The sequence below is a fragment of the Lactovum odontotermitis genome (genome assembly GCF_054658595.1).
Genome location: NZ_BAAGGQ010000021.1, coordinates 13,756 through 28,992 on the forward strand (window position 1 = coordinate 13,756; position 15,237 = coordinate 28,992).

Below are 15,237 nucleotides of genomic sequence, written 5' to 3' on the forward strand. Positions count from 1 at the left end.
AAAAACTGTAAAATAAAGTAGTGAAAACCCTTTACGATGTTCAAGAGTGGATGAAGAAGTTCGGTTACATCAATTTGATGCCTAATCGCCGCGATGCGATTTATTTTATGAAATTGGAGCTGAAAGAGCTTCATAAGCGCGGCATCATTGCAGAGCATGATCCTGACTATTTTAAAGCCAGTCTGATTTTAAGGCGAGAGTCAAAAAATGAAGAAAACAGGAATAAAATTGAAACTGACAATGAGCTTTAAAGTCACACAGCAGAGCATCATTTGTAAATAAGTAAAACCGAGCCCTCGGGCGAACGTTATTCCAAAACCGAGCCCTCGGGCGAATGTTATTTCAAAAGGAGAATAAAAAATGACAAAGAAAATCATCGGAATTGACCTCGGCGGCACATCCGTCAAATTCGGCATTCTGACAGAAGACGGCGAAGTCCAGGACAAATGGTCAATTGAGACCAGTATTTTGGACGAAGGCAGTCACATTGTCCCAGATATCATCGAGTCCATCAACCATCGGCTTAATCTTTACAAGCTGGATAAATCTGAATTTGCCGGTATCGGCATGGGTTCACCGGGTTCTGTTGACTTAGAAAAATGTACAGTAATCGGTGCTTATAACCTCAACTGGAAGACGCTTCAGGAGGTCGGAAAGCTCATCACTGCGGGGACTGGGCTGCCATTTGCCATTGACAATGATGCAAATGTTGCCGCACTTGGCGAACGTTGGCTGGGCGCAGGCGAAAATCAGCCGGATGTCGTTTTCATCACGCTGGGAACTGGCGTCGGCGGCGGCATCATTGCAAATGGTGAGATGATTCACGGCGTCGCTGGTGCCGGCGGTGAAATCGGCCATATTGTGGTTGTGCCTGAGAACGGCTTTGACTGCAAATGCGGCTCAAAAGGCTGTCTAGAAACAGTTGCTTCAGCGACAGGTGTCGTACGTGTGGCGCGCCAGATGGCTGAGGAATATGAGGGGGATTCAAATGTAAAGGCGCGAATCGACAATGGTGAGTCTGTCAGTTCTAAGGACATTTTCGATGCAGCAGAGGCAGGCGACAGTTTCGCGCTGCATGTTGTCGACAAGGTTTCGATGTATCTGGGACTTGCCTGCGGAAACCTCGGAAATACGCTGAACCCTGATTCTATTGTCATTGGCGGCGGTGTATCAGCAGCCGGCGAATTTTTGCGGAAACGCGTGGAAGACTACTTCATGAAATTCACTTTTCCGACTGTTCAGAAAACGACCAAGATTAAACTTGCAACCCTAGGCAATGACGCTGGAATCATTGGCGCAGCCAGCCTAGCCAAAAAATTTATTAAGGACTAATACCAAATGTACTGGATTATTAACGTATTATTAATACTTTTTCTAATTGTTGTTATACTTTATCCTAGATTTCGCCCGAGAATGGTGGCCAAAATTCTGGACAATAAGGAATTCAACCAGAAAATCTCGGAGAATGCTCAATTGATTGATGTGCGTGACTCTAAGGAATTTCGAGTGAAGCATATCATGGGGGCGCGTAATTTGCCCTACAGCCAGATAGAGCAGTCGCTGTCTGCTTTCAGCAAGGATAAGGATATTCTGCTCTACGAGAACGGACGTCCTCAGTATGCGACTCGTGTGGCCGGAAAGCTTAAGAAGGCCGGCTTCAAGAATGTTTTCATTCTGAGAAACGGATTGTCCAAATGGGGCGGTAAGGTTAAATCAAACTGAAACTTCATTGAAAATTTTCAGAAAAGAACTGTGAAATAATCACTGATTTTGAGATGCTTTCACTGAAAAGCTTGTGGTTGAGCCATTTCCGGCTGTTTTTTGCGAGTTATCAGGTGCTTGGCAAACAAAGTTTGGTTTTGTAAAATGTTTCGCAAAGTGTTATAATATCACTATCACAATTATTAAAAGGAGAACAAAATGCCTATCGTTTCAGCAGAAAAGTTCATACAAGCAGCCCGTGACGGCGGATATGCCGTTGGAGGATTCAACACAAACAACCTTGAGTGGACGCAGTCAATCCTGCGTGCCGCAGAAGCAAAGAAAACACCCGTTCTGATTCAGACTTCCATGGGTGCCGCTAAGTATATGGGAGGCTACAAGCTCTGTAAGGACTTGGTTACTGATCTCGTAGAGTCAATGGGCATCACTGTTCCTGTTGCGATTCACCTTGACCACGGCGACTACGAAGCAGCTTTGAAATGTATTGAAGTAGACTACAGCTCACTGATGTTTGACGGCTCACATTTGCCGATTGCCGAGAACTTGGAGAAGGCTGAAGAAATCATCAAGCTTGCGCATGCAAAAGGCATTTCCGTTGAGTGTGAAGTAGGTACAATCGGTGGTGAAGAAGACGGTATCGTCGGTGACGGCGAACTTGCACCCGTTGAAGACGCGGTTGCTATGGCTAAACTTGGTGTTGACTTCTTGGCAGCAGGTATCGGCAACATTCACGGCCCATACCCTGCAAACTGGAAAGGCCTGCACATTGACCACCTGACGAAGCTGAACGAGGCTTTGATTGCTGCAATGGGACACAAAGTTCCAATCGTTCTGCATGGCGGTTCAGGAATCCCTGATGACCAAATCCGTGCTGCAATTGCAAACGGTGTTGCTAAAGTTAACGTCAACACTGAGTGCCAGCTTGCTTTCTGCAAGGCTCAGCGCGAGTACGTTCATGAGTTTGATGCCAATGAAGAAGAATACATGAAAGAGAAACTCTTTGATCCGCGTAAATTCCTGAAAAAAGGTTTTGATGCAATCACTGAGTCAGTTGAAGAGCGTATTGATGTTTTCGGATCAGCAGGTAAAGCTTAATCAGCTGATAAAATATGATTAACCTAAAGGCTGTCGTCACTGACGGCCTTTTTTCATTTGCCTTTTATAAATAGGGTGACAAAGTGTTATAATGAAATCGAGAAATTAGAAACTAACTTTAAATTTACAAAAACTGGAAAGGAGTAGCGCAACAAGATGGATGAAGAAAAACAAAAGAAGCCGAAAGGAAAATATCCGCATTTGTCTTCAGGCATTTCCTTTGGACTCACGTTCGGAGTGGCTTTCGGCATTGTGTTTCACAATTTATCACTGTGGATTGGCCTTGGCCTTGCGTTTGGCATGGCAATCGGCTATTCCATGGATGGAAAGAAAAAAGATTGACACAAGTGACTTTTGTCAATCTTTTCTATATTGGGAAAGCAAATAGAATTCAACTAAAAAAAATAACTTTTTCTTCAAATAGATAGCTATATTTTTGAGATTATTTTCTTTAAGGAGAAAATATTTCTATGGGTGTAGAACATCTGAGAGAAAAACTGAGAGCGGCACGTAAAAGTAAAGGCTGGACGCAGACACAGTTGGCAAAGTGCCTGCATCTTGTGACAGGGACGATTTCGGCTTATGAGACAGGCCAGAAATCCGTCCATTGAGGTGCTGATTAAGATTTGCCAGCTTTTTGACACTTCATCTGACTACTTGCTTGGTCTGAATGATGACCAAATGCCGCTTAAAATGAGCGCTTTGAGTGAGGCGCAGATGCAGCCTTTCCTGTAGATTATTGCTGGAGTTGCTCAGTATAATACTTTGCAGGAAAAGACGAGTCGGGACGATAAGAAATAATCCGCTGTTTCTTTTGTAGAAAGACTTTGATTTTTGAGAATAAATGTGGGGCATAGCCACTCAGGTTTATGCTATATTTCATGTGTTGTCGTGTGTTTCATCGAAAAAATCTCAAAAAATTCCTAAAACTTGCAAAATAGCGTGAATAATGATAATCTTAGAGGATTACAAAGAAGATGACAAAGTTCTTTCGGCTAGGATAATTTAGGACACTTTATGCGCGCATTTATACAACTCTGGTGGTATTTCAAAGACGAGAAGAAAGGCTATGGCCGCGGTCTTTTCGCGCTTTTTTGCGTCTCGTTGACTCACTTGGTTCCGCCGATTATTATTGGTAAGTTCATCGATGACATTGTCAGGCGGGACTTGACGGCAGCTCTGACGGCACAGTATTTGCTGATACTGATTGCGACGGCTGGTGTTGAGTATTTTTTCCGTTATTTCTGGATGATTAATCTGCGCGGAGCGGCTTTTAAGCTTGAAAAGGTGCTGCGTGCGCGGCTTTTCAGTCATTTTCTGCATATGGACCGGCTGTTCTTCCAGCGTAACCGGACGGGCGATTTGATGGCGCATGCGACGAATGACTTGAATGCGATTCGTGATATGGCAGGCACGGGAATCTTGACACTGGCGGATTCTCTGATGTCCGGCGGGACGACGATTATTGCCATGCTTTTTGCGATAAACTGGCGTCTGACTTTGATTGCGATTCTGCCGATGCCGCTCTTGGCGCTGGTTGCCAAGATGCTTGGCGACCGGATTCACACGCGTTTTGAGCATGCTCAGGCGACATTTTCCGAAATGAACGACAAGGTGCAGGAGGGCATCACGGGTGTCAAGGCCATCAAGTCTTTCGGCGAGGAATCTCAGGATATCAAGAATTTTGACGCGCATCTCAGGCGGGTGGATAAGGCTTTCAACGATGTCAATTTTATTGATGCGCTTTACGACCCTTTGATCAATCTGATTGTCGGGGCGTCTTATGCGCTGACGATTTTCCTGGGCGGCTACTTTGTGCTGCATCAGACGATTAGTCTAGGTCAGCTGGTCAGCTTTTTCGCCTATATCGGAAATCTGGTCTGGCCGATGTTTGCGCTCGGCATGCTGTTTAACATCATGGAGCGCGGCTCGGCTTCCTATGACCGGGTCGACCGTTTACTTAAGCAGAAGGCGGAGTCAAAAGTGACGGACGGCACACTGAAAATGCCGGAGTCGGGTGACTTGCATTTTGCCGTGGATGATTTTGAGTACCCGGGTGAGGCGAAACATTACCTGGAAGATGTGGATTTTACGCTGAAGAATGGGCAGGTTCTGGGCCTGGTGGGAAGAACCGGAGCTGGGAAATCGTCGATTATCAAGCTGCTCATGCGTGAGTATGATGATTATACAGGACACATTGACTATGCGGACCGCGACATTATGGCCTATCAGCTGGATGAGTATCTGCCGTCAGTCGGTTATGTGCCACAGGAGCACTTCCTGTTTTCAACGACGGTGCGTGACAATATCCGTTTTGCGCGGATGAATGCGACGCAGGCAGAGGTAGAGCTGGCAGCCAAGGTGGCTGGGATTCATGAAGATATTCTCGAATTTTCCGACGGCTATGACACGCTGGTCGGCGAACGCGGGGTTTCATTGTCAGGCGGGCAGAAGCAGCGCTTGTCGATTGCGCGGGCGATTTTGATTGAGCCGAAGATTCTGATTCTGGACGATGCGCTGTCGGCTGTCGATGCGAAGACTGAAAATAAGATATTAACGGCACTTTCGAAGATTCGGGCGAATTCTGCGACGCTGATTGTCAGTCACCGTCTGAGCTCAGTCATGGACGCCGACGAAATCATTGTACTGGAAGAGGGCAAAGTGGCTGAACGCGGCCGGCATGCGGATTTAGTCAGTTCCGGCGGCTGGTACGCGCAGATGTGGCAGATGCAGCAGATTGAAAGTAAGCTGGAAGGAGGCAGCGAATGACAGACGAAAAAGATATCAAGCTCTCGTTTAGAGAACAATGGCAGACTTTCAAGTTCATCATGTCTTTCCTGAAGCCTTTCAGATGGTATTTTGCGGGCGCACTTTTCTTCGGACTTTTGACGACTGTGTTTACTGCGGTCATGCCCTTTATCCTGTCTACTTTCATGGATGACCATCTGACTGTCGGTAAGGCCACTGAGCAGACGCTGATTTACTTTGCCCTGCTGTACTTTATCGTAGCCGCAATCAATGCGCTGTCCTGGTTTTTCCGCTGGATTACCCTGCAGAACGGCGCCAATATGGCCAATCAGTACATCCGCGGCAAGCTCTATGCCAAAATCCATACGCTGGGCATGCGCTACTTTGACCAGAAGCCGACCGGCTGGCTGATTACGCGCATCACCAATGACACAGACCTTTTCCAGTTCTGGTTCATGATTTTCAATGGCATCATTTCTTTTGTTTCAATCGTGGTCTCTTTCATTGCCCTGTTCTACATCGATGTGACGGTGAGTCTGGCGATGCTGATTTTTCTGCCGGTTCTGCTGGCGGCGGTCTGGATTTACAACCGGATTTCGACGCGAGTTTACAAGGAAATGCGCAAACGTCTGTCAGAGCTGAATACCAAGCTCAACGAATACATTTCAGGTATGCGCATCATTCAGCAGTTCCGTCAGGAAGCGCGTTTGAACAAGGAATTTGACGATACCAACGATGAGTATTACCGGCTGCGGATGCGCGTGATTACCATCAACGGAGTCCTGCTCAGCCCCTTGGTCAATCTGCTCATGGCCGTTTCCATCGTGCTTGTCCTCTTTCTCTTCGGCCAGCGCTCGGTTCATGCCGTGGTTGAGGGCGGTCTGGTTTATGCTTTCATCCAAAACGTCCGTCAGTATTTCAACCCAATCACGGGATTAATGGACTCGCTGTCCAGCTGGTCGGACGGAATGGTCGCAAGTTCCCGCATCCGGCAAATCATGAGTGAGACGGAGTACGTTCCTGCGCAGCATCCAGCTCAGGACGCTCAGATTCTCGAAGGCAAGATTGAGTTCCGCCACGTGAATTTCAGCTACGATGGGGAAAACCAGATTCTGAAAGATATCTCATTTGTGGTCCAGCCAGGGGAGACCCTGGCGTTTGTCGGTCATACCGGCTCCGGAAAATCCTCGATTATCAATGTTTTCATGCGCTTTTACGAGTTTGCCGAGGGCGAGATTCTGATTGACGACCGGGATATTCGGGACTATCCGATGGCGGAGCTGCGCCGGAAAATCGGGCTTGTGCTGCAGGATAGTTTCATTTTTGTCGGGACGGTGGCGGATAATATCCGTATGATGAACCCGGATATTTCAATTGAGGAAGTGGTCGCGGCGTCCAAATTTGTTCAGGCGGACACCTTTATCGAGAAGCTTCCGGATAAATATGAGTCGGCGGTCATTGAGGGCGGCGATGCCTTCAGCTCGGGTGAGCGGCAGCTTTTGAACTTCGCGCGTACAATTGTCCGAAATCCTAAGATTCTGCTTCTGGATGAGGCGACGGCCAGCATTGATACGGAAACCGAGGCGCTGATTCAGGAGGGGCTTGAGCGGATGTCGCAGGGCCGCACCACGATGGTCATTGCCCACCGCCTGTCGACGATCAAAGATGCTGACCATATCTTGGTGCTGGACAAAGGCAGAATCATTGAGCACGGCAGCCACGACGAGCTTCTTGGACAGAATGGCTATTATGCAGACATGTATCGCTTACAAACACTCCAAAAAGAGTTATAATAAATATACATAGGTATCGAATACTATTCATTAAAAAAGGAGAAAACAAATGGACGAAATCATCATTTCAACCATGAACGACATGCCAGGCTACAAAATCACCGAAATTTACGGCGAAGTCTTCGGCCTTACCACCCGTTCACGCAACGTCATCTCAAGCATGGGACAAGGCTTCAAGCAAATTGCCGGCGGTGAAATCAAAGGCTACACAATTCTGCAGCACTCTTCGCGCGAAGAAGCCATTGAACGCCTAAAAGCAGAAGCAGCCAACAAAGGCGCCAACGCCATCCTCGCCATGCGCTTTGATTCCAGCACTTTCGGAACCGTGGACTCAGTTGCCGCCTACGGCACAGCAGTTAAGGCAGAGAAGCTGTGATTGTCTTATTTAACAAGCCTTTCGGCGTACTCACGAAATTCACAGATACAGAAGGTCGGGCAAATTTGTCCGACTTTATTGACATTCCGGGAATCTATGCGGCCGGCCGGCTGGACAAGGACTCGGAGGGGCTGCTGCTCTTGACCGATGATGGGCGGCTTCAGCATCGTCTGACTGATCCGAAATCAAAATCTTATAAGACTTATGTCGTGCAGGTCGAGGGAATTCCTGGTGCAGAGGCGGTGAGACAGCTGGAAAAAGGCGTTTTGCTGAAAGACGGCTTGACCCTGCCTGCTATGGTGCGGAGCATTGACGAACCTTCATGGCTCTGGGAAAGAACACCGCCCGTGCGATTCCGTGCTAGTATTCCAACCAGCTGGCTGGAAATCTCAATCAAGGAGGGACGAAATCGGCAGGTTCGGCGAATGACCGCGGCAGTCGGATTTCCGACGCTGCGTCTGATACGGACGCGGATTGGAAGTTTTGAGCTGGGGGATTTGGGGTTGGGGAGTTACGTGGTTGTTGAAGAATAAAGACATTATGAGAAGCTCTGACTGAATTGTATTTGGACGTATCTGCTTGTAATGTTCTTTTTAATTTATGCTTTTTGAATTATGTGTCTATTTTTGTGGTAAAATAGGCACATATTTTAATTTATAAAAGACGAGCACTCTCACGAATGATAATGACGTGGTGAAAAGGAGAATTTTTATGGGAAAAGATTACACAATCGGATTAGACATCGGAACGAATTCTGTGGGCTGGGCCGTGCTGGACGATGACTTCAACCTTGTTCAGGGGAAAAAGAAAATCAGGACGAATGTTGATAAGGATGGGAATGTTCTTCCTGACAATGGGTATCGGACGGTGAAATCTCGGACGAATCTTTGGGGGGCGCGGTTGTTTGATGAAGGAGATGTCGCGGCGGATAGACGGCTGAAGCGAGGCGCACGTCGAAGAATTGCCAGGCGTAGGAAGCGTTTGGAGTATTTGCGGGAGATTTTTGAAGAGGAGATTAATAACATTGATCAAAACTTCTTTTTGCGACTGGATGAAAGTTTTTTGCAAAATAACGATAGAAGCGAAAAAGTACAGACTCAATTTCCGCTTTTTCCTACGTTTCAAGAGGAAAAAGATTATCATAAGAAGTTTCCGACAGTCTATCATTTAAGAAAAGAGTTGGCTGAGTCAGATGAAAAATATGATATTCGTTATGTTTTTCTGGCAATGAATCATCTTTTTAAGAATCGTGGACACTTTGTGAATCAAGATGCAGGAGATGATGCGTATGGAGACTTCTCCAACATTGAAGTAAAACCTGAATTCGAAAACTTCGTTCGTGAATATAATAATGTTTTTGACGATGCTGAGCTTGATTTTTCAAACTATGATTGCAATGTTGAAGAGAAAATAAAGACTAGACGGGATGATTCTGCAAAAGAAATTGGAGAAATATTTGAGAATTCTAGAACTGGAACTTTATATCAATTTGTTAAGTTAATGTTTGGTATGCAAGCAAAATTAAAACTGTTTTTGATTTGGATACTGATGCAAACCTGAAATTTTCTGATGAAAAGTATGAAGACAATTTATCTGAGCTCCTGAATGATATAGGAAATGACTATGCAGATTTATTTGAATATGCTAAAAATGTAAATAATGCGATAATGCTCTCCGAAATTCTTTCTGTTAATGACGATAAAAACAAGAATTCTCCGACAAAATTATCTGCCAGCATGGTAGAGCGTTATGAAGAACACCAAAAGACTTTGAAAGAATTGAAGTGCTTACTGAAAAAGCAGGATATTAAACTTTATAATGATTACTTTTACAGTTTTGAAACTGCGACGGAAAATAGTAACACAGTCATCAAAGCAAATTATGCCGGCTATGTTGGCTTGCCTAAAGCAAGTTACCGTAAGCATCTAGCGGAAAAGAAACTTATTAGTGTTGGGGCCACTAGAAAACCATTTGATCCTAAATTTGCCAGTGAGGAGCGTTTTTACAAATACACTAAAACTATACTAGAAAAGTTGACTAATCTTTCAGAGGCTAACGAGAATGTCAAAGCTAAACTTTTGAAAGAAATTGATAAAGGAACATTTTTAAGAAAACAACGTACTTTTGATAATGGTTCAATTCCATATCAGTTACAACTTCATGAGTTGAAGTCAATAATAGCGAATCAGAAAAAAGTAAATCCCGAATTCAAGCAGTTTATCGAAAAAACTTTTGATAAGGATGAATCAATTTCAAATGAGGCAGCAATTTATTCAATATTTAAATTTAGAATTCCATATTTTGTTGGACCTTTACGAGATATTAATCTTGCAAGCGATACGAAGCAGAAATCACCTTGGGTTGTCAAGACTGAAAAAGTTCGTCCGTGGAATTTTGATAAAACTGTTAATCAAAATAGTTCAGCTCAAAAATTCATTGAACGAATGCAGAATGATGACACTTATCTCTATGGTGAGAAGACATTACCAAAGAATTCACTTACTTATCAAAAATATGCTGTGTTGAATGAATTGACCAAAATCCGTTTAGATGGAGACCTGATTGCACCTGAGTTAAGACAAAAAATATTTGATTTATTATTTAAAGGAAAGTCGAAGAATCTGACAAAAATCCCTAAAAAGGTATCAAAAGCATTCTTTAAAAAGTTCTTGAAACTGGAATTAAATCTTGATGTTTCTGATATAAAAGGTATGGGAGAGAACTCAGATGATGAAAATCATTTCAATAACCAATTCTCAACCTATCAAGACTTAAAAAGTTGGGGAATTCCGACATCAATATTAGATGATGAGATATACCTTGTCATGCTTGAAGAAATAATTAAAGTACTGACTATACTTCCAGAAGACCGTGAAATGAAATTAACAGTCCTAAAGGGCATTCCAGATATAGAAATTCTTGATAGAAGAATTATAAAGGAACTTGCTAAGAAATCGTTCTCGGGTTATGGCAGGTTTTCTGGAAAATTGCTAGGATTAGGGAAAAATGCACTTAGAAGTCCTAGTACGACAGATGGTAATGGCGAGAGCTGGACAATTGTTGATTTTCTCGAAAAAGATCCGTTTAATCGTAATTTCATGGAGCTCGTTTCTGATGATAAACTGACCTTTAAAAGGCAGATTAACGAATCATACAAGAAGGAAACCAGTGTAAGTTTTGATGATGTTGTTTCGGAACTTGCAGGAAGTCCGGCAATTAAGCGTGGAATTTTACAGAGTTTGAAAATTGTTGATGAATTGACAAAGTATATGAAATGTCCACCAGCTAATATTGTAATTGAAATGGCGCGGGAAAACCAAACGACTCGGCGAGGAAAAGCAAAGTCAAAAACACGTTTAAAAGTTTTACAAGAAATTTTTAATGCTCAGTGGCGAGAGGCCACAAACGACGAACTGGCTAATGAAAAATTGTTTTTGTATTATTTGCAAGACTGTCGAGATGCTTATACTGGAGACCCAATTAATTCAGCAAATTTGTCAAATTATGATGTTGATCACATCATTCCTCAGAGTTTCATCAAAGACGATTCAATCTCTAATAAGGTGTTGACTTCAAGCAAAAATAACCGTGGAAAGCTTGACGATGTCCCAAGTGAAGAAGTTGCAAGAAGAATGAAGGCAACTTGGGATAAATGGCTGGAACAAAAGCGAATACCCAAACGAAAATACGATAATCTAACTAAATCCCTGCATGGCGGCTTGTCTGACAAAGATAAACAAGGGTTTATTGCCAGACAATTAGTAGAAACTCGGCAAATTACGAAGCATGTAGCCCGAATTTTAAATGATCATTTTTCCGCTGAAGATACTAAAGTTATTACTGTAAAATCTGCCCTTGCGAGTCAGTTACGTAAAGATTTAGAGCTTTTTAAGGTACGCGAAATCAATGATTATCATCACGCGCAAGATGCCTATTTGAACGGCGTTGTAGCACTGGAACTTGTGAAGAATTATCCTCAAATAAAAGGTAAGTTTATTTATGGAGAAATTGATAATGGCACTTGGTTTAAGGATAGTGAAAAAGCGACAAAGGAACGAAATATTTGGCTGAACATTTCCAGGAGCATTTCTAAACGAATTTCAAATGGTAGCAAATCACAGCTAATCAAAGACGAAATTTCAAAAAGCGCCAACATAACGAATAAACTTACTGATCGTGCAAGCAATGAGAAAGGGAAAGAACTCTTCAAACAGACAATAGCAAGGCGTGGAGGTAAAGGTGCTAATCCTATTTCAACCAAATTTCGTGCTGGTAATCGACAAGTAAAACTTAATGTTGAGGATTATGGCGGATATTTGGAGCAGAAAGAAGCCTTTATCACATTTGATAATGGGAAATTAGTTTCTGTAAAGCGAACAGGAATAGATGACTTCAAAAACGCTAAATTGAAAATATATAGAAACCAAGTCTTTAAAACAGGAAAAAATTATTGGACGGTATCTTCCTTAAAGGAATCTGGAAAATGGACACAACTAAAGTTGAGTCAAGAACAGAATAACTATATTTACGGACTTGAAACGTATGATAAAGTGATTAAATATGTTCGAAACAATACGGATTCAAAGATTGACAAGCCATTTTATGGAGAAGACCTAGTTAATCAAATCGAGAAAAACAACGGAAATATTGTTGACGAGATTGAAAAAGCAGTTTTCAAATTTATCAAGGAGCACGAGTTAATTAATACAGAGACAATTAAGAAACCAGATGAGTTTATATATTATAAGCAGAAACTTGAGTATATTCTTGCCTTATTGAACATTGCTGCAACAGGTACTACGAGCGAGAACAAGGTTTCTGAGTATGATAGAATTGTTGACGAAGACACTGGAGAAATCAAGTATCAGCAAGGAAACTCAAAGAATTCGGTGAGAGTTAATGCACGTTCCAGATATAATAAGTTGAAAAAAGATTCAACGCTCATTTACCAATCCATCACAGGCCTTTACGAAACCCGCCAAAAACTGCAATAAAAAGTTTGCCAGTATCACCTCGGTGGTACTGGCATAACATTTTATATTTTTGAAAATAAAAAACCTCTAACAGGAGATGAACTCCCAGAGGCAACATGTCCAGAGGACTTGTGGTTACGCATATAGCTTATTTTAACTCGTCGTGTTAAATTGAATAGTTCCCAATATTCTTTAACACACACATTATAGCAAATTTTGTAGAAAGTGTAAAGAAAAATGACATGGAGAGTTGTCGTTGTCAATCGTCACAGCAAGTTGTCTTATCAGAATAATGCCCTGATTTTCAAGAATGATGAAGGTATTGAGAAGATTCATCTCTCAGAGATTCACACAATCATTGCGGAAACGACAGACATTGTGCTGACGACGGCGTTAATCGCGAAAAAATTGTAGAGTACAAAATCAAGCTGATATTCTGCGATGAAAAACGACTTCCGACCGCGGAACTTGTGCCCTACTACGGCTGCTATGACACGAGCCGCAGTGTGATGCGGCAAATTACCTGGAACGAAGAAGTGCAGAAAGTTGTCTGGACTGAGGTTATTGCCCAGAAAATCAACAATCAGGCGGCGCATCTTCTTTTCCGGGAAAAGAAAAATGAATACCAGCTGCTTAAAGGTTATCTGGAAAATCTGACACTCTACGACGAAACCAACCGTGAAGGACATGCTGCGAAAGTCTATTTTAATGCCCTTTTCGGCAAAGCGTTTACGCGGGAAGAGGAGAATGATATCAATGCTGCGCTGAATTACGGCTATGCCTTGCTGCTTTCAATCTTTTCCCGAGAAATCGTCAAAAACGGCTGTCTCACGCAGCTGGGGCTGAAGCACAATAATCCTTTTAATCAGTTTAACCTGGCATCAGACCTGATGGAGCCTTTTAGACCGCTGGTTGACGAGATTGTCTTTGCAAATCGGAATCTTGAGTTTTCAAAAATCAAATATCAGCTCTTCAGTCTGTTCAGCCGAACCTATCTTTTCGGCAGGCAGGACATGTATCTGGTTAACATTGTTGAAGTTTATGTCAAAAAAGTTTTGACTGCGCTCAATAATGACAATACTGAAAAAGACGAATTGCCTGTTTTCAATTTCACCTGGGAGAAGAAATGAGTTACCGGTATATGAGACAATTACTATTTTTTGACCTACCTGTTGATACTTCTGAGGAACGCAGAGATTATCGTAAATTCAGGAATTTCCTGATTTCGGACGGCTGGCTGATGCTGCAGTTTTCCGTTTACAGTAAGCTCTCGTTGAACAACACGCAAGCGACAAGCTCAAAAAATCGCGTCATGAAAAATAAGCCCAAAACGGGGAATGTCGTGATTTTGAAAGTGACAGAAAAACAATTTGCCAGCATGGATTACATTTTGGGCGAAGCCAAGCAAAGTGTCGCAAATTCCGATGCACGGGTCGTATTTTTAGGAGGAAGCAATGATTTCTTGTAATTTTCCGGTGCTTGATGAACCGGTCAGATTTGCTGAAAACTTGCCAAACATGTTGATTGTTGAAGAGGTTCACGTTTATTCCCAAATCCTTTACAGCCTCTATCAGCAGGAAAATGGCATTCAGCCGGATTACCCTTTTCATTTTTTTGACGACAATTTCGAAAATTTGTCCAGTTTAGCTGTTATCCAAAATCCGCTGACCTTTGATTTCAACACAGCCGCCTTCAAAAAACTGCTTTTCAGCCGAATCATTGCCACACTTGACATGGACGAGCGACAGAAAATCGAGAGCACCTACAACGAACTTGTCCAGTATTTCAATCAGCAGGTTTTTGAGGATATTGAAATTGAAGTGTCTATCAGCGAGGCTTACAAGCTCGAGGAACTGTTTAAATTGCTTAAAATCAATATTTTAGACAACAGCTCCAGTATTTTTGATAAAACACAGCTGATTTTGAACGTTTTCCATGAATTGAGCAACAAAGAGCTTTTCGTTTTTTGCGGACTTGGCACAATGCTGACAGCAGAAGAATTCAATCTTATCATTGAAACCGCAACTCTAAACCAGCAGAACGTTTTATTTCTAGAAAATCACGAGGTCGAAAAGCTTGTGAAAATCAAGCAATTCTGCGTCGACAAAGATTACTTTTGCACCGAAAAAATGTTATAATAACTATAAATTTAATGCGTGTGAACCAGCAATTTTGAAGCCCTTCGTCAGGGCGAACGACGAAAAACTAAAACCGAAAACATTCATTTGAGGTTTTAGAGTCGTGTTAAATTGAATGGTTCCCAAACATTTTTGGCCTCTGGTTGCCAGTTTTCAGCGTTTTAGAGTCGTGTTAAATTGAATGGTTCCCAAACTCGCCTGGACATGCGATTTGCGGCAGCTTCGTTTTAGAGTCGTGTTAAATTGAATGGTTCCCAAACTAATTGTCTATTATGTTTATAAAGGTGATAGTTTTAGAGTCGTGTTAAATTGAATGGTTCCCAAACTGTAGAAAGGACGTCAAGTCCTGATAAAATGTTTTAGAGTCGTGTTAAATTGAATGGTTCCCAAAC

General features: G+C 42.8%; 15 protein-coding genes, 1 pseudogene and 1 CRISPR repeat array. All 16 genes and pseudogenes read left to right on the forward strand.

Annotated features, from left to right (window positions below; all coding sequences use genetic code 11):
* Nucleotides 1–20: 20 nt before the first annotated feature.
* The 16 genes and pseudogenes from ACYQ2E_RS09940 to csn2 all read left to right on the forward strand — a co-directional run bounded on the left by ACYQ2E_RS09940 (nucleotide 21) and on the right by csn2 (nucleotide 14,845).
* Nucleotides 21–251, forward strand: a complete 231-nt coding sequence (locus ACYQ2E_RS09940; protein ID WP_460017916.1) for a YqgQ family protein — start codon at nucleotides 21–23, stop codon at nucleotides 249–251.
* A 109-nt stretch (nucleotides 252–360) separates the two neighbouring features.
* On the forward strand, nucleotides 361–1,332 hold the full coding sequence (locus tag ACYQ2E_RS09945; RefSeq protein WP_460017917.1) for an ROK family glucokinase: 972 nt from the start codon (nucleotides 361–363) through the stop codon (nucleotides 1,330–1,332).
* Between the two features lie 81 nt (nucleotides 1,333–1,413).
* Entirely contained in the window at nucleotides 1,414–1,722 is a 309-nt protein-coding gene (locus ACYQ2E_RS09950; RefSeq protein WP_460017918.1) for a rhodanese-like domain-containing protein, read from the forward strand.
* Between the two features lie 198 nt (nucleotides 1,723–1,920).
* Entirely contained in the window at nucleotides 1,921–2,817 is an 897-nt protein-coding gene (locus ACYQ2E_RS09955) for a class II fructose-bisphosphate aldolase (protein WP_460017919.1), read from the forward strand.
* 156 nt (nucleotides 2,818–2,973) lie between these two features.
* The gene (locus tag ACYQ2E_RS09960) at nucleotides 2,974–3,159 is read left to right on the forward strand and encodes a glycine zipper family protein (RefSeq protein ID WP_460017920.1); all 186 of its coding nucleotides are present in this window, start codon (nucleotides 2,974–2,976) and stop codon (nucleotides 3,157–3,159) included.
* Nucleotides 3,160–3,287: 128 nt separating this feature from the next.
* Nucleotides 3,288–3,428 (forward strand): helix-turn-helix transcriptional regulator, encoded by a 141-nt coding sequence (locus ACYQ2E_RS09965; protein ID WP_460017921.1) that lies wholly within the window; start codon nucleotides 3,288–3,290, stop codon nucleotides 3,426–3,428.
* The gene (locus tag ACYQ2E_RS09970) at nucleotides 3,400–3,552 is read left to right on the forward strand and encodes a hypothetical protein (RefSeq protein ID WP_460017922.1); all 153 of its coding nucleotides are present in this window, start codon (nucleotides 3,400–3,402) and stop codon (nucleotides 3,550–3,552) included. Before ACYQ2E_RS09965 ends, ACYQ2E_RS09970 begins: the two co-directional genes overlap by 29 nt.
* A gap of 282 nt (nucleotides 3,553–3,834) precedes the next feature.
* Nucleotides 3,835–5,586, forward strand: a complete 1,752-nt coding sequence (locus ACYQ2E_RS09975) for an ABC transporter ATP-binding protein (protein WP_460017923.1) — start codon at nucleotides 3,835–3,837, stop codon at nucleotides 5,584–5,586.
* A complete protein-coding gene (locus ACYQ2E_RS09980; protein WP_460017924.1) occupies nucleotides 5,583–7,358 on the forward strand; it encodes an ABC transporter ATP-binding protein in 1,776 nt (591 codons plus the stop codon). The genes ACYQ2E_RS09975 and ACYQ2E_RS09980 overlap by 4 nt, the downstream gene beginning before the upstream one ends.
* 49 nt (nucleotides 7,359–7,407) lie before the next feature.
* On the forward strand, nucleotides 7,408–7,734 hold the full coding sequence (locus ACYQ2E_RS09985) for a heavy metal-binding domain-containing protein (protein ID WP_460017925.1): 327 nt from the start codon (nucleotides 7,408–7,410) through the stop codon (nucleotides 7,732–7,734).
* On the forward strand, nucleotides 7,731–8,267 hold the full coding sequence (locus ACYQ2E_RS09990) for an rRNA large subunit pseudouridine synthase E (protein WP_460017926.1): 537 nt from the start codon (nucleotides 7,731–7,733) through the stop codon (nucleotides 8,265–8,267). Before ACYQ2E_RS09985 ends, ACYQ2E_RS09990 begins: the two co-directional genes overlap by 4 nt.
* 178 nt (nucleotides 8,268–8,445) lie before the next feature.
* Complete coding sequence (gene cas9, locus ACYQ2E_RS09995) at nucleotides 8,446–9,294, forward strand: type II CRISPR RNA-guided endonuclease Cas9 (RefSeq protein ID WP_460017927.1); 849 nt, start codon at nucleotides 8,446–8,448, stop codon at nucleotides 9,292–9,294.
* Nucleotides 9,273–12,728 (forward strand): type II CRISPR RNA-guided endonuclease Cas9, encoded by a 3,456-nt coding sequence (cas9, locus tag ACYQ2E_RS10000; RefSeq protein WP_460017928.1) that lies wholly within the window; start codon nucleotides 9,273–9,275, stop codon nucleotides 12,726–12,728. The genes cas9 (ACYQ2E_RS09995) and cas9 (ACYQ2E_RS10000) overlap by 22 nt, the downstream gene beginning before the upstream one ends.
* A 216-nt stretch (nucleotides 12,729–12,944) precedes the next feature.
* Nucleotides 12,945–13,837 (forward strand): annotated as a pseudogene (cas1, locus tag ACYQ2E_RS10005) (type II CRISPR-associated endonuclease Cas1).
* Nucleotides 13,834–14,175: a CRISPR-associated endonuclease Cas2 gene (gene cas2, locus ACYQ2E_RS10010; RefSeq protein WP_460017929.1), complete on the forward strand. Its 342-nt coding sequence runs from the start codon at nucleotides 13,834–13,836 to the stop codon at nucleotides 14,173–14,175. Before cas1 ends, cas2 begins: the two are co-directional and overlap by 4 nt.
* Nucleotides 14,162–14,845, forward strand: a complete 684-nt coding sequence (gene csn2 / locus ACYQ2E_RS10015) for a type II-A CRISPR-associated protein Csn2 (protein WP_460017930.1) — start codon at nucleotides 14,162–14,164, stop codon at nucleotides 14,843–14,845. Before cas2 ends, csn2 begins: the two co-directional genes overlap by 14 nt.
* A 92-nt stretch (nucleotides 14,846–14,937) precedes the next feature.
* Nucleotides 14,938–15,237: a CRISPR direct-repeat array (repeat unit 36 nt; unit sequence GTTTTAGAGTCGTGTTAAATTGAATGGTTCCCAAAC).